The sequence below is a fragment of the Mycobacterium sp. 852002-51961_SCH5331710 genome (assembly GCF_001665535.1).
Taxonomy (GTDB): Bacteria; Actinomycetota; Actinomycetes; order Mycobacteriales; family Mycobacteriaceae; genus Mycobacterium.
The window spans coordinates 21687-38409 of record NZ_LZSQ01000112.1; the positions used below are offsets into that span (position 1 = coordinate 21687).

General features: G+C 66.4%; 15 protein-coding genes. 8 read left to right on the forward strand and 7 right to left on the reverse strand.

The annotated features are described in order from the left end of the window. Positions 1–122 precede the first annotated feature (122 nt). Genes A5752_RS19515 through A5752_RS19535 form a run of 5 tightly spaced genes read right to left on the reverse strand, consistent with a single transcriptional unit; the run spans position 123 to position 5332 of the window. Complete coding sequence (locus tag A5752_RS19515) at positions 123–1166, reverse strand: TIGR03857 family LLM class F420-dependent oxidoreductase (protein WP_067088892.1); 1044 nt, start codon at positions 1164–1166, stop codon at positions 123–125. Next, on the reverse strand, positions 1163–1540 hold the full coding sequence (locus A5752_RS19520; protein WP_067088894.1) for a nuclear transport factor 2 family protein: 378 nt from the start codon (positions 1538–1540) through the stop codon (positions 1163–1165). Before A5752_RS19520 ends, A5752_RS19515 begins: the two co-directional genes overlap by 4 nt. After that, entirely contained in the window at positions 1537–2604 is a 1068-nt protein-coding gene (locus A5752_RS19525; protein WP_067088897.1) for a phosphotransferase, read from the reverse strand. Before A5752_RS19525 ends, A5752_RS19520 begins: the two co-directional genes overlap by 4 nt. After that, positions 2601–3710, reverse strand: coding sequence for an esterase (locus tag A5752_RS19530; protein ID WP_067088900.1), 1110 nt, complete (start codon positions 3708–3710; stop codon positions 2601–2603). The genes A5752_RS19525 and A5752_RS19530 overlap by 4 nt, the downstream gene beginning before the upstream one ends. Continuing rightward, positions 3707–5332, reverse strand: coding sequence for a flavin-containing monooxygenase (locus tag A5752_RS19535; RefSeq protein WP_067088903.1), 1626 nt, complete (start codon positions 5330–5332; stop codon positions 3707–3709). Before A5752_RS19535 ends, A5752_RS19530 begins: the two co-directional genes overlap by 4 nt. A 168-nt stretch (positions 5333–5500) precedes the next feature. On the opposite strand from A5752_RS19535, the gene A5752_RS19540 reads away from it, so the two are divergent. From A5752_RS19540 to A5752_RS19555, 4 genes are read left to right on the forward strand one after another with little or no spacing between them, the layout of a single operon-like run. Then, positions 5501–6523, forward strand: a complete 1023-nt coding sequence (locus A5752_RS19540; protein WP_067088905.1) for an aromatic ring-hydroxylating oxygenase subunit alpha — start codon at positions 5501–5503, stop codon at positions 6521–6523. Further along, the gene (locus tag A5752_RS19545; RefSeq protein WP_067088908.1) at positions 6520–7137 is read left to right on the forward strand and encodes a cysteine hydrolase family protein; all 618 of its coding nucleotides are present in this window, start codon (positions 6520–6522) and stop codon (positions 7135–7137) included. Before A5752_RS19540 ends, A5752_RS19545 begins: the two co-directional genes overlap by 4 nt. Before the next feature lie 7 nt (positions 7138–7144). Next, positions 7145–7759: a PaaI family thioesterase gene (locus A5752_RS19550; RefSeq protein WP_067088911.1), complete on the forward strand. Its 615-nt coding sequence runs from the start codon at positions 7145–7147 to the stop codon at positions 7757–7759. 8 nt (positions 7760–7767) lie between these two features. Beyond that, the gene (locus A5752_RS19555; protein ID WP_067088914.1) at positions 7768–9423 is read left to right on the forward strand and encodes an acyl-CoA synthetase; all 1656 of its coding nucleotides are present in this window, start codon (positions 7768–7770) and stop codon (positions 9421–9423) included. Here A5752_RS19555 and A5752_RS19560 read toward each other — a convergent pair. Continuing rightward, a complete protein-coding gene (locus A5752_RS19560; protein WP_231983459.1) occupies positions 9407–10846 on the reverse strand; it encodes a coniferyl aldehyde dehydrogenase in 1440 nt (479 codons plus the stop codon). The two genes, A5752_RS19555 and A5752_RS19560, sit on opposite strands and share 17 nt — an antisense overlap. A 171-nt stretch (positions 10847–11017) precedes the next feature. On the opposite strand from A5752_RS19560, the gene A5752_RS19565 reads away from it, so the two are divergent. From A5752_RS19565 to A5752_RS19575, 3 genes are all read left to right on the forward strand, one after another. Continuing rightward, the gene (locus A5752_RS19565; protein WP_067088996.1) at positions 11018–11800 is read left to right on the forward strand and encodes a coniferyl-alcohol dehydrogenase; all 783 of its coding nucleotides are present in this window, start codon (positions 11018–11020) and stop codon (positions 11798–11800) included. Positions 11801–11890: 90 nt separating this feature from the next. Further along, positions 11891–13099, forward strand: coding sequence for a cytochrome P450 (locus A5752_RS19570; RefSeq protein ID WP_067088917.1), 1209 nt, complete (start codon positions 11891–11893; stop codon positions 13097–13099). Between the two features lie 3 nt (positions 13100–13102). Further along, positions 13103–13738 carry a TetR/AcrR family transcriptional regulator gene (locus A5752_RS19575; protein WP_067088919.1) on the forward strand — a complete coding sequence of 212 codons (636 nt, stop codon included), beginning with the start codon at positions 13103–13105 and terminating at the stop codon, positions 13736–13738. Here the strand turns inward: A5752_RS19575 and A5752_RS19580 are convergent. Beyond that, the gene (locus A5752_RS19580) at positions 13722–15272 is read right to left on the reverse strand and encodes an aldehyde dehydrogenase family protein (protein ID WP_067088998.1); all 1551 of its coding nucleotides are present in this window, start codon (positions 15270–15272) and stop codon (positions 13722–13724) included. The two genes, A5752_RS19575 and A5752_RS19580, sit on opposite strands and share 17 nt — an antisense overlap. 119 nt (positions 15273–15391) lie before the next feature. On the opposite strand from A5752_RS19580, the gene A5752_RS19585 reads away from it, so the two are divergent. After that, a complete protein-coding gene (locus A5752_RS19585; protein WP_067088922.1) occupies positions 15392–16606 on the forward strand; it encodes a CaiB/BaiF CoA transferase family protein in 1215 nt (404 codons plus the stop codon). Positions 16607–16723 lie beyond the last annotated feature (117 nt).

Genomic DNA, 16723 nt, shown 5'->3' on the forward strand with positions numbered 1-16723 from the left:
CACGACACGCCGCAGTTTCTCGGCACTTTGCGCACGCTGGCGGCACAGTGAACGTGCGCATACTGCGCGCTTCTCGCGGCGTGTCGTCGGCAGACACGCACGCTCGCGATGATGGGGTCAGCTCACGCGGGCGCGCGATAGGCGGCGACGATCGGTTCGAGTTCGTCGGGCGTCGCGCCGTGCATGATCAGCGCGTCGGCGCCGTAGTCGAACTCCTTGCGGACCCGGTCGACGCACTGCTGCGGCGATCCGGTCGCGGCGGGCTCCAACCACTCGTCGGGAATCAACGTCGCGATGTGTTCGATCTGTTCGGCCGACGCCTTGTGGTCGATACCGCCTGGAATCGACTGCACGACCTTGTCGTCGCGGAAGCGTTGCAGCACAGCCGGATCCCAGCCGTTCGTCTTGACCAGAAGATCGCCGTAACCCTGCAGGTAGGTCGCAAGCCGGGCCACGGTCTTCTTCAACCGCAGCTCCTCGGGCAGATGGTCGCCGACCGTGGCGAAGCACGACCACACCCGCACACTGGCCGGATCGCGGCCCGCCTGTTCGGCGGCGTCCTTGACCGTCTTGACCGCGCGCTGCAGCGTCTCCGGCGTGAAATAGGTGTGCAGGATGACGTCGTCGAACGCTCGACCGCCCAGCGCCAGCGTCTGCGGGCCGAATGCCACGACCGCCAGCCGGATGTCCTCGCGGAAGTCCGGATCGAGGAACAGCACCTGATACTTGCCGATCGGTCCGTCGTGGTTGAAGATCACCTCGCCGTTCCACAACCGCCGCATGACCTGCGCGAAGTCCTCCATCTGCGCGGTCGTGACCGACGGGATGCCGAACGCCGCATACATCGCGGCCACCCCGCGACCGATGCCCAGCGTGAACCGACCCCCCGAGAGCCGGTGCATCGTCGTCGCCCACGATCCGGTGATCAGCGGGTGGCGAGTGTTGTGATTCGTTGCCGCCGTGGCGATCTGCATGCGCGACGTGACCGCGCACGCCGCACCCACGAGCGACGACGCCTCCTTGACGTTCCACCGCTCGGAGATGAACGCGGTGCCGAACCCGAACTCCTCGCCGCGACGTGCCTCGTCCATCAGCGTCGACGGCCCCTCACCCCCGGCGCCTGCCAACAGGTAGTAGCCCAGCTCGTCGAGCACTCGTTCGGTCACGCCCAGACTCCTTGTTTGTAGCCGCAGTTCCACACCTCGACGATCCTGCCGTCGACCACCCGGAAGACTTCCATACTGCCGATCGTGGTCTGCGTGCCGTCCTTCATCTTGATCGGTGACTGGTAGACGATCGCGACGTGTTCCCCGTCGTCACCGGCGACCACGAGGTTCAGATCGAACCGGATGCTCTCCGAAACCTCCCACATGTCGACCACCCGGCGCACCGCCTGTTCGTGAGTCAGGACGTGCGCCGGCTCCCCCACCTCATGGCGGACCACCGTGTCGCCCAACAGTTCGTCGGCCAGCGCGAAATCCGCCTTGTTCCACGCCACCAGGTTGTACAACTCGACCACCTCGCGGGCGGACCGGGTCATCCGAACACCTCCAGGGCGTCGATCGCGTCGATCGCCGCCACCGCACGGTCGGTGAGCGTCAGGCACAGGCGCCGCGACCGTTCCGGCATCGCGTCCCACCCGTTGAGCGTGATGACCGGCAGCACCATCAGGTAGACGGCCGCGAACCGGTAGTGCCGCCACGCCTCGTCGAATCCGTAGTCCGCAACGCCGTGCGCGGCGAGACGGTCGAGATACTCACGCAACAGTGCCTCGTCGTGTCCGTCGCGCACCGCGGTCGGCAGGCCCTGGGTGACGAGGTACGCCACGTCGGCCGCGCCGGCGCCGCGGGCGGTGAACTGGAAGTCCACCACCTTCATTCGGTCGCCGGAGAAGAAGAGGTTGTCGGCACGAATGTCGCCGTGCAGCAACATGTCCCGTTCGGTGAGAACGGGCAACGCTTCCACCGCACGCTCAGTGAATCGTTCGGCGAACGTGGCCACCGCCGGCGGCACGCTCGCCGAGGTGTGCGCGCGGTAGATCGCCCACCCCGGCCCGAACGCCGGCAACAGCAGATCCCGTGCGATCGGGGTGTCGATGCTCGGGAACTGCACCGACACGGCGGGTCCGGGCGACCACGCGTGCAGGCCCGCGAGCTGTCCGATGCAGATACGGGCGCGGTCCATGGACAGCCCAGCCAGATGGTCGGCGTTGTCCCAATCCGAGAGGTCTTCGAGCAGGAGCACGAAATCCACTCCGTCGCCGGCCATCCGGGCGGCATACACCCGCGGTGTATCCATCGGGGCACGCCCGGCCACCTCGCGGTAGAAGGACAACTCGCGCCGGTACCCACCCAGCAGTTCCATCGCACCGCGTGCCTCCGAGACCGCGGGCAGCTTGGCGATCAGGGTCGGCGGCACACCGGTGCCGGTCAGGTGCAGCCGGTACAGCAGCGACGAGAAGCCGCTGTCGATCGCGATCTGCTCGGCGCGGACGTCGTCGACCGTCGCCCCCTCCAGCCCCGCATCGAGGCGCAGCGCCAGGGTCAACCAGCCGGCGTCGACCTCGTCGATGCCACCCGGCACCGCCGCCGTACTCGCCGTCATCGCGCACCCTTCCCGCCGACCGCCGCCAGGAATCGCTCCGATGAGCGCTGCACGCCGCCCGCGAACAGGTGGCCGACGTGACTTCCGCGGTGCCAGTACAGTTCGCCGCCCCACCGCTCGTGCAGACGTTCGGCCGGTTCCCGTCGCGCCATCTGGTCGTGCCAGGCGCCGACGATCAGCCGATGCTCGGGTGGCGCGCTGGGCTCGACGGCCTGATAGTCGACGACCGACATGACCCGCTCGACGGGGTCCGACCGCAACAACTCGATCGTGTCGTGCACCGACGGACCCCACCGTCCCAGATGCGCGGCGATCATCGCGTTGAGCCCGAAGATCGGGGTGTAGACCGCGACGGCGTCGACGTCTTCGAGGTGCGAAACCAGGCCCGCCACCGGACTGCCCATCGAAACCCCCGACACCGCAAGCGCGCTCGCCTGCGGCCGCAGCCATCGAAGCACCGCACGCACCTCGGAGACCACCCGGATCATGCCCGCGAGGTTGTTCAGCGGGTCCATGTTCGGGTACGTCGGCCATCGGTCGCGGCGGACCCCGCATCCGGGCTGCACCGGTAACGCGATGTTGTAACCGAGTTGCTCCTGTAGCCGTCGGGCCCGCGAGAACACCAGGTCGATCGGCAACCCCTGCCCGGCCCCGTGCACCCACACCAGCCATGGCCTCGCCTCGTCGCCGGTTCGGCACAGGTGCACCACCGCCGTCGCGGGCCCGCCGAATTCGGCCAGCGCCGCGGGCAGGTGGGGATCGTGCTCGAAGGTCAGCTGCTCGTATCGGGTCCTGCCGAACCGGCGCTGCCGAATCGTCTTCGGCTGCAACTCATCCGGTGCGATGTGCACGCCTGCCATACCTAGCCCGGTCAACGCGTCGGCCGCTGCAGCGCAGGACTCGACCGTGCGCTCGACTTTCGGCGGCGGTGCGGTCAACGTCATCCCCGACAGGGCCAGTTCGTCAAGGACGACCTCACCGAATTGCCGGGCACCCCGGCGCGACAGCGGCTTCCAGTCACCGGGGGCGGCCACCGCCGCACGCGCCCGCGGCACCACACCCGCGAAGTCACGACCGATGCGGTAGGCGCGCTCCGTGGTTTTCATGCCAGCTTGAACCCGGTGTAGCCGGTGTCGGCGACCTCGTCGCAGCGACGCCGGTACTCCGGGATGCCCGCGGTGTAGCCCATGTACATCCGTTTTTTGCCCGGCACGTTGCCGCCGTTGTACCAGGAGTTACAACTGGGATGGACGAGCACGGTCGGCGCGACGAGCGACGCCGTGTGCTCGATCCATTCGCGTTGAGCCTCGGGCAGCGCTTCGATGGTGCGGTAACCGTTGCGCCTCAGATACTCGATGCAGTCACCGATCCACTCGACGTGCTGCTCGAGGGCGGTTACGAAATTGCTTGCCGGAGCCGGGCTTCCGGGCGCCTGAACGATGAACAGATTCGGGAAGCCCGCGACCGCGAGCCCGAGGTAGGCGTACGGCCCCTCGTTCGTCCAGTAGTCACCGAGGTATTGCCGGTCACGACCGGTGACGGCGATCCGGGTCATCGCCCCGGTCATCGCGTCGAAGCCGGTGGCGTAGATGATCACATCGAGTTCGTGGTCACCCTGTTCGGTGCGGATGCCCGTCGGGGTGACCTCCACGATCGGCCCCTTGCGCAGGTCGACCAGCGTCACGTTGTCCCGGTTGAACGTCTCGTAGTAGCCCTGGTCGATGATCGGGCGCTTACATCCGAACGGGTGCGAGGGGGTCAATGCCGCGGCGGTCTGGGGATCCTTGACGATGCGCGCCACCGCCTCGCCGTAGAGCTTGGCCGCCATCTGGTTGGCCTCGATGTCGAAGAAGACGTCGCCCCAGCTGAGCGCACCGATGACGCCGCCCTCTTCGACGGCACGCAGTTGCTCCTCGCGCGATGCGGACTTCAGCGGCGGCTTGGTCATCATCTCGAACATCACCGAGAAGGCGCTGAGTCGGGCCGCACCCACCGCGTGTTCTCGTTGCGCCGCACGGATCTCGGCGTAGTTCGCCTTGAGCTCGTCGAGCTCACCGTCATCGAACGGGCGGACTCGCCAGGGCAGGGTGTAGGCGGGTGACCGCTGGAACACGGTCAGGTGGCCGGCCTGCTCGGCCACGACCGGGATGAGTTGCACGCCGGTCGAACCCGTCCCGATCACGCCGACCCGCTTGCCGGTCAGGTCCACCTCCTGCTTGGGCCACCGGCTGGTGAACAGCGAAAGCCCGCGGAAGGAATTCATGGCCGCGATCTCCGGCTCCTTCGGGACCGACAGGATGCCCGTGGCCGCGACGACGAACGGTGCGATCAGGGTCTGCCCGTCGGCGGTCCGGATCTCCCACTCGGCGCCGGCCTCGTCGAAGGTCATCGCGGTGACCTCGGTGTGGAATCGGATGTCGCGCCGTAGATCGAGTCGGTCGGCGACGAAGTTCAGGTACGCCTCGATCTCGGGCTGGCGAGGCATCGTCTCGGTCCACACCCACTCCTGCTGGATCTCCTCGGAGAAGCTGTAGGAGTACTCGATGCTCTCGATGTCGCAGCGCGCACCGGGATACCGGTTGAACAGCCATGTGCCGCCGACGTTCTCGGCCTTCTCCAGGACAACGGTGCGCAACCCCTGGTCTCGGAGTCGATGCAGCGCGTACAGGCCGGAGAATCCGGCGCCGACGATGATCGCGTCGAAACGGGTGGAGTCGGATGTCGTCACAGGTAGGCCCTCACGTCCAGAAGCGGAGATACTGTAACTATTACAGTATTGCGCCGCACGGCTGGCCGATTTCGAGAAACACCGCACCGGGATCGTGCGAAATGACATCTCCTGAAACTGCTACTGTAAGCTATTCCATTAGCTCACGGACATGGGAGGCTGTGCGGCATGAAAGTACCGTTCACCTGGAAGGTCACCGGCTGGTTCATGATCGGCTGGTCCGCGGAGTTTCCCACGGGAGAGACGAGGCCGCTGCGGTACTTCGGCGAGGATCTGGTCGCCTATCGCGACGAGGCAGGCGAGCTGCACGTGCTCTCCGCGCACTGCCGGCATCTCGGCGCGCACATCGGCCACGGCGGCAAGGTCGTCGGCGACTGCGTCGAATGCCCCTTCCACGGCTGGCGATGGGGACCGGACGGCACCAACCGCTACATCCCCTACCAGCCCGACAAACCGAACAAGGCGCTGCGGCTGCGCGTCTTCCCGGTGCGCGAACAATACGGCTGCGTGTTCGCCTGGCACCACCCCGAGGGTGAACCGCCGCGGTGGGAGCTGCCGGACCTGTTCCACAAGTTCCCGCAGTTCCCGACCGATGAGGACGCGTATTACCGCCCCTTCCCGGAGTTTTCGAGCCGCGCCGAACGCGAGCCGGTGCATCCGCAGATCGTCGCGGAGAACGGCCCCGACAGCGCGCACTTCCACTACGTGCACCACGCGACCGTCACCCCGAAGTGCCTCAACTGGGAGATCGTCGACGAAGAATGGCGGTTCCTGACCGGCTGGCCCGACGCCTCCAGCGACGACCCGGACAAGATGGCCCTCTACATCCACAGCCACCTGTCCGGCCTCGGATTCGCGATAAGCGCGTTCGAGGGTTCGTCGAACCACCGGCTGATCTTCGCGTGCACGCCGGTCGAGGATGGCCACTCGGACATGTTTTATTCGATCTGGTGGCCACGGCTGCCCGGTGACACCTCCGACGTCCCGCCGGAGGAGGTGCGCAAGAAGGTCGAGCGTCAGTTCATGGGGACCGTGTGGGACGACCTGAACATCTGGCGCTACCAGGAGTACATCGAGAATCCCGCGCTGTCCCGCGTGGACGCGAAACCGTATATGGCGCTGAGGAAGTGGGCCAAGCAGTTTTACGAAGTTCCCGCCACTCCGCCCGGTGAAGTTCCGGCATCGGTGTGAAAGCCGACCTCGCCGAGGTCGCGGCGCCCGGCCACACCGCGATCGTGACGCAGGAGTGCCAGGGTGCGGTGGTCGGTCCCGATGCCGGGCTCAAGGCGCTGGCCGAGCAGGCCCGGCGAGAGGCGGTCCCGAACATCGCGAGGCTGCTGCCGGTCGCCCGCGACGCTGGTGTGGCGGTGGTGCACTGTCTGGTTCAGCGACGGCCGGACGGGCGGGGCGCCAACCACAACGCGAAGATCTTCCGGATCAGCGGCGCCACCGGGAACGCCATCGCGCCCGGCACCCCGGGCGCCGAACTGCTGCCCGAACTGGGGCCGGAGCCGTCCGACGTCGTGCTGCGCCGCTGGCACGGCATCGGCCCGATGGGCGGCACCGACCTGGACGCCGTGCTGCGCAATCTCGGCGTCTCGACGATCGTCGCCGTCGGAGTGTCGGTCAATGTCGCGATCACCAACCTGGTGATGGACGCCGTCAACGCGGCGTATCGCGTCGTCGTGCCGCGTGACGCGGTGGCAGGAATTCCCCGCGACTACGCCGATGCGATCATCGACAACACGTTGTCGCTGCTGGCGACGATCACCACCACCGACGAATTGATCGACACATGGAAGTAGCCCCGCATTGACCGACACCGAGGACCACATCCGCGAATTCGCCAGGGTCAAACCGGCTCTGGGGTCCCCGGAGATGGGTCGTTTCATCGCGGCACTGCGCCGGCTGCAGAACATCACGGTCTCCAGCGATCCCGACGCCGCGCTGTGGAACGACTCCGCCGCGCTGCTCGAGAACGTGTGCGAGCGCCTGGAGGAACACCAGGCAGCGGCGGGCGTCGCCCCTGCGGGCCGGGCGCCCAATCTGCCCGGCAACGGCCACCCGTTGATGCCGCCGTGGCAGGTGGTGACGTCCGGATCAGACGAGGTCACAATGCGCGGCCACTTCAGCCGCTTCCACGTGGGCGGCAACGACGCCGTGCATGGCGGCGTCATCCCGCTGTTCTACGACTGGCACTTCGGCATGGTGGTGTCGGCCGCCGGGCGCCCCGACAGCCGAACCGCGTATCTGCACGTGGATTACCGGCAGGTGACGCCCATCGATGTACCACTCGAGGCGCGGGCGTGGATCGATTCGGTCGACGGGCGCAAACTCTTCGTGAGGGCGGAGATGACGGACGGGGACGGCAACGTACTATCCGAGGCCAATGGTCTGATGATCAAACTGCTTGCCCACCAGCCTTGAAAGGCACGATGTCTGTGACCACACAGTTCACGGTTCCAGCCGCCGCCGACACCGTCGCCGCCGTCATCGGCGACCGCGAGTTCATCGTCCAGGGCGATCGCCGCTTCACCTATGCCCAGGTCGTCGAGCGCGCCAACCGTCTGGCCGCGTTCCTGCACAGCCGCGGCCTGGGGTGTCACGTCGAGCGCTCGGAACTCGCCGGTCACGAGGTGGGCCAGGACCTGTTGGGCATCTACGCCTACAACGGCCCCGAATACATCGAGGGCATGCTCGGCTCGTGGCGGGCTCGGGTCGCGCCGTTCAACGTCAACTACCGCTACGTCAAGAACGAATTGCAGTATCTGCTCAACGATTCCGGCGCCAGCGCGCTGCTGTACCACGCGACGTTCGCGCCGCGGGTCGCGGAGGTGCTGCCGGATCTGCCCAATCTCCGCGTGCTCATCCAGATCGCCGACGACTCCGGTAACGATCTGCTCGACGATGCCGTCGACTACGAGTCGATCGTCGGCTCGGGCACCCCGGTGCTGCCGCCGATCGAGCCGTCGCCCGACGACCTCTACGTCCTCTACACCGGCGGCACGACGGGCATGCCGAAGGGCGTGCTGTGGCGCCAGCACGACATCTTCATGACCTCGTTCGGCGGCCGGAACATGGCCACCGGCGAGCTCATCACCTCGCTCGACGACATCGCCAAGCGGGTGGTGGAGGGACCCGGTACCAAGATCCTCACCCTCCCGCCGCTCATGCACGGTGCCGCACAGTGGGCCGCGATGACGGCGATGACCACAGGCCAGACCATCGTGTTCACCGCCAATCCCGGCAGCCTCGACGCCGATGAAGTGGTCGCGACCATCGAGCGCGAGAAGGCGCTCGTGGTACAGGTGGTCGGCGACGCGGTCGCACGCCCGCTCGCCGACGCGATCGAGCGCAGCTCGGCCGACCTGTCGTCGCTCGCGGTGGTCGCCAACGGCGGAGCGTTACTCACCCCGACCGCCAAACAGCGGCTCATCGACGTCAAACCCGGGCTGATCGTCATGGACGGTGTCGGCTCCTCGGAGACCGGCATTCAGATGAACCACATGTCGGCACCCGGCGCGGTGTCGACCGGCAAGTTCAACGCGGGTCCTGATACCTTCGTCGCCGCAGAGGACTTCAGCGCAATCCTCGAACCCGGCCACGACGGCATCGGGTGGTTGGCGCAGCGGGGCTATGTGCCGCTGGGATACAAGGGGGATGCGGACAAGACCGCCAAGACCTTCCCGGTGATCGACGGTGTGCGGTACTCGATTCCTGGCGACCGTGCCCGCCATCAGGCGGACGGATCCATCGAACTGTTGGGCCGCGATTCGGTGACCATCAACTCCGGCGGCGAGAAGATCTTCGTCGAGGAGGTCGAGACCGCGCTGCTGTCGCATCCTGCGGTGGCGGACGTCGTGGTCGCGGGCCGGCCCAGCGAACGGTGGGGCCAGGAGGTGGTCGCGGTGGTCGCGCTCGTCGACGGCGCCAGCGCCGAGGCCCAGGAACTCATCGATCATGCCGCCAATTCGATTGCCCGCTACAAGCTTCCGAAGGCGATCGTGTTCCGCTCGGCGATCGAGCGCAGCCCTGCCGGCAAGGCCGACTACCGGTGGGCCCGCGAACAGGCGATCAGCGCGAACGCCTGAGCCGACGCTTGGTTCGGTTGCGCGCCATCCACAGTCCGAGTGCGGTCGTCGCCCGCATCGACGGCGTGAACGGTGGCGCCGCGCGTCCGGTGATCGTGAATGGCAGGTCGGTGCCGACGATCGTGCGGTGATGGCTGAACGCGTCGAAACCCGCCTTGCCGTGGTAGGCGCCCATCCCGCTGCGACCCACTCCCCCGAATGGCGCCGCCGAAGGAATCATCTGCGCGGCGAAGTCGTTGCGTGCCACTCCACCGCTGCGCGTGCTGCGGACGAAGCGCCGAAAGTCGTTGCCGTCGGGCCCATACCAGTAGGCGACGAGCGGCGATGGCCGCTGATTGACGTAGTCGATGGCCTCATCGAGGTCGCGGTAGGGCCGCACCGCGAGCACGGGACCGAAGACCTCCTCGGCGGCGATTCTCATCCGGTCGTCGACATCACGCACGAGGGTCGGGGCGATCTTGCGGGTCCCGCGGTCGGGCAGCGCTTCACCGCCCGGCGCGACAGTCTCGACGCGCGCACCCCTCGCTCGCGCGTCGTCGACGAGGCCGACCACTCGATCGAAGTTCGCCTCGTTCACCGACGAGCAGTAGTCCTCGTTGTCGATGATCGTCGGAAACATCTGCCGCCACGTCTCTTTCACGATCTCTACGAAGGCGTCCTCGCGGTCGTCGGGCACGAAGACGTAGTCGGGGCAGACACAGACTTGTCCTCCGTTGATCATCCGCGATCGGGCAACCCGCGCGGCCGACCGGGACAGGTCCGCATCCCGCGCGATCACCACCGGATTCTTGCCGCCGAGTTCGAGCGTGACGGGCACCAGGTTCTCCGAGGCCGCCCGCTGCACGAGTGCGCCGACCGAGGGTGAACCGGTGAAGAACAGGTGGTCGAACGGAAGTGACGAGAACTCCGCCGCCACCTCCGGTCCGCCGGTGACCACGTCGAGCTCGGCCACGTCGAAGTACCTGTGCGCCAATGTCTTCAGCAGTTCGGCGGTGCGCGGCGTGATCTCCGACATCTTGATCATCACCCGGTTGCCCGCGGCGAAGGCCGCCGCGGCCGGTAGCGCGACGAGGTTCAGCGGAAAGTTCCACGGACCGATGATTCCGACGACACCGAGCGGTGACGGCTCGACCTCGGCCCGCATACCGAACATCCGACCGCCGCGCATCAACTTCGTCGCCCGCATCCACTGCGCCACATGTGATCTGGTGTGCTCGATGACCGAGATCATGCCGAGGATCTCGGTGAACAATGACCCGGCCTTGGGCCGGGTTCCGTAGTCGACCGCCATCGCGTCGACGAACTCGTCGGCATTGTCCAGCACGAGGGACAGCAACCGATCGATACGATGGCGCCGTTCGGCAACGCTCGGCGGGCCGTCGGCCAGGAACGCACGCCGCTGCCCTTCGAGAACGGCCAGCATCGCCGCCCGCACCGTGCCGTCGGCCGCGCTCACCTGAATCGTGCTCTCGCTCATCGCACCACCATCTCCGGAAGTGATTGTCTGCGGCACCCGAATTGTTTACTGTCGTGCTTACAGTCGACCATTCGAATGGTACGCCGACTGCGCACAGGCGCGAAGGGAATGGACGAGATGACCGGTAAGCGCAAGATCGTGGTCGTCGGTGCGGGATCGGGCATCGGGGCCGCCGTCGCGGCACATTTCCACACGCACGGCGATCACGTCCTCGCGGTCGATGTGCGCGACCACCTAACGCCCGCTTCGGAATACGCCCGATGCGATCTGCGTGACGCCGATTCCATCAAGAGTCTGCTCGAATCGATCGGGCCGGGCTGGGACATGCTGGCGCATGTCGCGGGCGTTCCGGGAACCGCAGCACCCGCCGACGTACTGAAGGTCAACTACCTCGGCGTGCGACTGGTCGCCGAGGGCATGCTGCCCCGGTTGCGCGAGGGCGGATCGATCGTCGCCGTCGCCTCCACCGCCGCCCTCGGCTGGGACCAGCGCATCGACACCCTGAACGGGCTGCTCGAGCTCACCGATGCCAACGCCGTCGAGCGCTGGCAGTCCGAGCAGGACCCCGACTATCCCGTGTACAGCACGTCCAAGCAGGCGGTGATCCTGTACGCGAAACGCCTCGCCGGCCCGGCATGGACCAAGTACGGGGTGCGCGTCAACACCGTCAGCCCCGGCCCGGTCGAGACGCCGATCCTCACCGACTTCGAACAGACCATGGGCAAGGACGTCCTGGACATGTGCAAGGCCACCGTCGGGCGGCATGCCTCAGTCGACGACATCGCGCCGGTGATCTCGTTCCTCGGGTCCCCGGAGGCGCGTTGGATCACCGGCCAGGACATTCAGGTCGACGCCGGCTTCATCAACTCGATGCTGGCGGGCACACCCGTCCAGCTCTGAACACCGGCATCTATCGTTACGTAGACCTATACTGTAAGCTTTACAGTACCAATGCGGGTACGTGTCCGGACCAGACGAGGGAGATCAGCCGTGGATAGCCCCGTACAGGATGTCACGGTCGACGAGACCTTCGACCTGCTGCGCGACCCCTATCCCCTGTTCGCACAGAAGCGCCGCGAAACCAGCGGCGTGTTTCGCGGCAGCGTCATGGACTGGTCCCAAGCCCCCGAAGCCATGCCGGAGAACCTTTATGCGGCAGTGTCTTTCGACGCCGTCAACCGTATTTTCCGCGACGGCAGGGTGTTCAACTCGCACATCTACGACAACACCATCGGCCTGTTCATCGGTCCGACCATCCTGGCGATGGAGGGCAAGAAGCACTGGGACCACCGCAACCTGGTGTCCGCGGCGTTCAAGTCGAAGTCGTTGGCGCGCTGGGAACCCGAGGTCGTCCGCCCGGTGGTCACCGCGTTGATCGACGAGTTTGTCGAGGACGGGCACGCCGATCTGGTGCGCGATTTCACGTTCGAGTTCCCGACCCGCGTCATCTCCAAGCTGCTGGGTCTGCCCGAGGAGGACCTGCCCTGGTTCCGCAAGCGGGCGGTCGAGTTGATCAGCTATCACGTCAGGTACAAGCGTGCGTTCGAGGCGTCCGCGGCCCTGAAGGATTACTTCATGACGCAGATCGACAGGCGCAGGTCCAAGCCGACCGAGGACATCATCGGTGATTTGGTCAGCGCTGAGATCGACGGTGAGAAACTCAGCGACGAGTCGATCTACTCGTTCCTGCGGCTGTTGCTCCCCGCCGGCCTGGAAACCACCTACCGATCATCGGGAAACTTGCTCTATCTGCTGCTCACCCATCCCGAACAGTTCGCCGCCGTCCAGGCCGACCGGGACCTCATCGCCTCGGCCATCGAAGAAGGCCTGCGGTATGAGACACCGTTGACAACCGTGCAGCGTTATGCGACCGAGGAGACCGAACTCGAAGGGGTCTCGCTGCCCAAGGGCGCGGTGATCGACGTGTGCATCGGATCGGCCAACCGCGATGAGAACCGGTGGGAGCGTTCCGAGGAGTTCGACATCTTCCGCAAGCGCGTGCCGCACATCTCCTTTGCAGCCGGTGAGCACACCTGCATGGGCCTACATCTCGCGCGCATGGAGACGCGGGTCGCGCTGGAATGCCTGCTCGACCGGCTGACCGACATCAAGCTCCTCACCGACGACAACCCGCACATCGTCGGCCAACCGTTCCGCTCACCCACGGCGCTGCCGGTGACGTTCCAACCGGCCGGCTGATCCGTGGCCAGGGCCGGAAGCGGACGCACCCGTCGCGACCGCGGCTCGATCAGCGCCGAGGAGATACTCGAAGGCGCACTGCAAGTCGCGGAAAAGGTCTCGATCGAGAACCTGAGCATGCCGCAACTCGCCAAGCATCTCGGCGTCGGCGTCACCAGCATCTACTGGTATTTCCGCCGCAAAGACGATTTGCTCGACGCGATGACTGACCGTGCCTTGGAGCGGTTCGAGTTCACGGTGCCGACCATCTCAGCGTCCAATTGGCGAGAATCGTTGCGCGACCACGCGTTGACCATGCGGAAGCGATTCCGCGCGGATCCGATCCTCTGCGATCTGGTGTTGATCCGCGGCCAGTACGGTCACCGCGCGATGCACAATGCGCTGCAGAAGCTGGGCCAGCCGATCGGGGCGCTGGTCGAAGCGGGACTCACGGTGGACCAGGCCGCCGAGACGTACGGCGCGATCTCGGTGCACATCCGGGGTTCGGTGGTTCTCGAGCGACTCCAGGAACGCACCGAGGGCTTTCCCGCCCAACGCGACGACGGCGGTCGCTACATCGGGTTCGCCGACGACATCGACTTCGGTTACATCCTCGACAGCATCCTCGACCACGCCGAGGCGATCATCGAGGCGGCGTAACGCCCGTCTTCGGCGCGCGGTACGCCACCGTCTTCGTCTCGAGGTACTGCTCGAAACCCTCGACACCGCACTGCCGTCCGACACCGCTGCTCTTGAAGCCGCCGAACGGCGCGTCCGCACCGTAGAACATGCCGCCGTTGACCCCGAACGAGCCGGTTCGGATGCGGCGGGCGATCGCCATCCCCCGCTCCAGGGAGCGCGACGAAACCGCGCCCGCCAAACCGTATGCGCTGTCGTTGGCGATCCGCACCGCTTCGTCATCATCGTCGAACGGCAGCACGACCAGCACGGGGCCGAACACCTCCTGCTGTGCGATCGCCGCGTCGTTGTCGACGCCGGCGACGACCGTCGGCGCCACAAAGTGTCCGCCGGCCAGATGTTCGGGAAGGCCGGCGACGGGCCCACCGCCGGTGATGATCTCGGCACCGGCGGCGCGAGCCTGGTCGATCGCATCGAGAACCCACTGCTTCTGCGCGGCGCTGATCACCGGACCCACAAGGGTGTCGGGGTTGACCGGATCACCCACCGGCACAGCCTGATAGGCGGCGGTGATGCCGGCGACGGCGTCGTCATAGAGCGACCGGTGCACGAGCATGCGCGTCGTGGCCGCACACGCCTGCCCCGCGTGAACGCACACCCCGACCGCCGATCCGGTGATCGCCGCGGGAGGGGCGTCATCGAGCACGATCGACACGGATTTGCCGCCCAATTCCAGGAACATCCGCTTCATGGTGTCTGCGCCCTGGCGCATCAGCAGCTTGCCCACCCCGGTCGAACCGGTGAACGAGATCATGTCGACGCGCGGGTCGGTGCCGAGCAGGCCGGCCACGTCGTTGGACGGTGTGGGCACCACGTTGACGACGCCGGGCGGGATGTCGGTGTGCTCGGCGATGAGCCGGCCGAGCCGGGTGGCGTTCCACGGTGTGTTCGGATCGGGTTTGAGCACGACGGTGTTTCCGGTCGCGAGCGCGGGTCCGAGCTTGTTGAGGATCACCTCGATCGGAAAGTTTGACGGCGTGATCGCGGCGACGACGCCGACCGGATCCTTGACCACGGTGCGCACATTGCGATCACCGAACAGCCCGCCGCCGTCCAGCGTGCGCTCCCATGCGAAGTCGAGCATCAGCCGCGCGGGATAGCGAAGACCGTCCGCCAGCGGCCAATCGAGTTGTGCCGATTGCGTTGTCATCACCGGGCAGCCGACCTCGGCGATCAGCTCCTCGCGCAGTTCCTCCTGCTCGCCTTCGATCGCGGCCTGCAACTGGTCGAGGCAATGCGCACGCAGCCGTCGATTGGTGGCCCAATCGGTCTCGTCGAACGCGCGGCGGGCGGCCGCGATCGCGCGATCCATGTCCTCGGCTTCGGCAGCCGCGGTGGATCCCAGCAGTCGTCCGGTGGCCGGGCTCAGGTTGTCGAACTGCGCACCAGAGGCTGCCGACACGAGTTGTCCGTCAATGAGCATTCGCGTTTCGGCGCGACCCGCCGCTCGCTCGCCGATGTCGATGCTGGTCTCGATCCGTTCTGCTGAATTCATGGCGGAGCTCACCCAGCTACCTCGTAGACTCTCATTGCGGGACGACTAACTGTAATGTTTACAGTAAGTTTATTCAACAGCCGGAGCGCCGGTACGAGGGAGCCGATTTGGTCAAGGTCATGGAGGGCGTGCGCGTCCTCGAGGTCGCACAATTCACGTTCGTTCCGGCGGCGGGAGCGATCCTCGCCGATTGGGGGGCCGACGTCATCAAGGTCGAGCATCCGGTGCGCGGTGACACCCAGCGCGGTTTCATCAACATGGGCGGCTTCCAACTCGACCCGAACCGCCATCCCCTGATCGAGCACCCCAATCGCGGAAAGCGCAGCGTCGGTATCGACGTCTCGACGCCGGAAGGTCAGGAGGTGCTCTACGAGATCGCCAAGACCTCGGACGTTTTTCTCACCAATTACCTCCCCGCGCAACGGCAGAAGAACAAGTTCGACATCGAGCACATCCGCGCGGCGAACCCGGACATCATCTATGCGCGCGGCAGTGCGTACGGCGACAAGGGGCCCGAGCGTGACACCGGCGGTTTCGACGGCACCGCATTCTGGACGCGCAGCGGGGTCGGGCACGCCTTGACTCCCGAGGAGATCGGCGGCGCACTGTCGCAGGGCATCCCGGCCTTCGGCGACTCGATCGGCGGAATGAACATCGCGGGCGGGATCTCGGCCGCGCTGTTTCACCGGTTGCGCACCGGTGAGGCGATCGAACTCGACGTCTCTCTGCTGAGCACAGCGTGGTGGGCCGGCGGGGCCAGCATGACACAGGGTATGGAGACCGGCGAGACCATGCGTTCGCTGATGCCGGATGCGGCGGGTCCGAGCGTGAACCCGTTCATGGCCAACTACCTGACCTCCGACGGCGGCACGATCAACCTGTGCATCGTGAGCCCGACGGGGTACATCCGTGACGCGTTCGAGCACTTGGAACTGCCGGAGCTCGCCGACGATCCGCGCTTCTGCGACGTGATGCCTTTGATCGAGAACGCCGCGGCGGCAGTCGAATTGATCCGGGAGAAGATCGGCAGCAAGCCGTTCGAGTACTGGCGTCAGCGCTTGAAGACGATGAAGGGCCAGTGGGCGCCCGTCCAGAGCTTCCTCGATCTGGCCACCGACGAGCAGGCGCTCGCCAACGACATGGTCGTCGAGGTGGAGGCGGCCGACGGGGGTGAGCCGTTCAAGGTCGTCCGCGGCCCGGTGCAGTTCAACCACGAGCCGCTGGAGACGACGCGCGCGCCGCAGGCCAGCGAGCACACCGAGCTGGTGCTGATGGACATCGGAATGGACTGGGACCGCATCGAGGCGCTCAAGGAAAAGGGCGCCATCGCATAACCGACCTCAATTCCGCGAGCGTGCGTGTTTGCACACGACACGCCAGTCTTTCTGGCCACTTTACGCACGGTCGCTGGACGCCGACGGTGCACAAGGTGCTGCTATTGCGCGGTGTGT

What these genes read in the sequence shown, in the direction of transcription:
- A5752_RS19520 (WP_067088894.1), bottom strand. Translation starts at nt 1,540, where the DNA reads ATGACCCGGTCCGCCCGCGAGGTGGTCGAGTTGTACAACCTGGTGGCG.
- A5752_RS19525 (WP_067088897.1), bottom strand. Translation starts at nt 2,604, where the DNA reads ATGACGGCGAGTACGGCGGCGGTGCCGGGTGGCATCGACGAGGTCGAC.
- A5752_RS19530 (WP_067088900.1), bottom strand. Translation starts at nt 3,710, where the DNA reads ATGAAAACCACGGAGCGCGCCTACCGCATCGGTCGTGACTTCGCGGGT.
- A5752_RS19540 (WP_067088905.1), top strand. Translation starts at nt 5,501, where the DNA reads ATGAAAGTACCGTTCACCTGGAAGGTCACCGGCTGGTTCATGATCGGC.
- A5752_RS19555 (WP_067088914.1), top strand. Translation starts at nt 7,768, where the DNA reads ATGTCTGTGACCACACAGTTCACGGTTCCAGCCGCCGCCGACACCGTC.
- A5752_RS19560 (WP_231983459.1), bottom strand. Translation starts at nt 10,846, where the DNA reads ATGCTGGCCGTTCTCGAAGGGCAGCGGCGTGCGTTCCTGGCCGACGGC.
- A5752_RS19565 (WP_067088996.1), top strand. Translation starts at nt 11,018, where the DNA reads ATGACCGGTAAGCGCAAGATCGTGGTCGTCGGTGCGGGATCGGGCATC.
- A5752_RS19580 (WP_067088998.1), bottom strand. Translation starts at nt 15,272, where the DNA reads ATGAATTCAGCAGAACGGATCGAGACCAGCATCGACATCGGCGAGCGA.
- A5752_RS19585 (WP_067088922.1), top strand. Translation starts at nt 15,392, where the DNA reads ATGGAGGGCGTGCGCGTCCTCGAGGTCGCACAATTCACGTTCGTTCCG.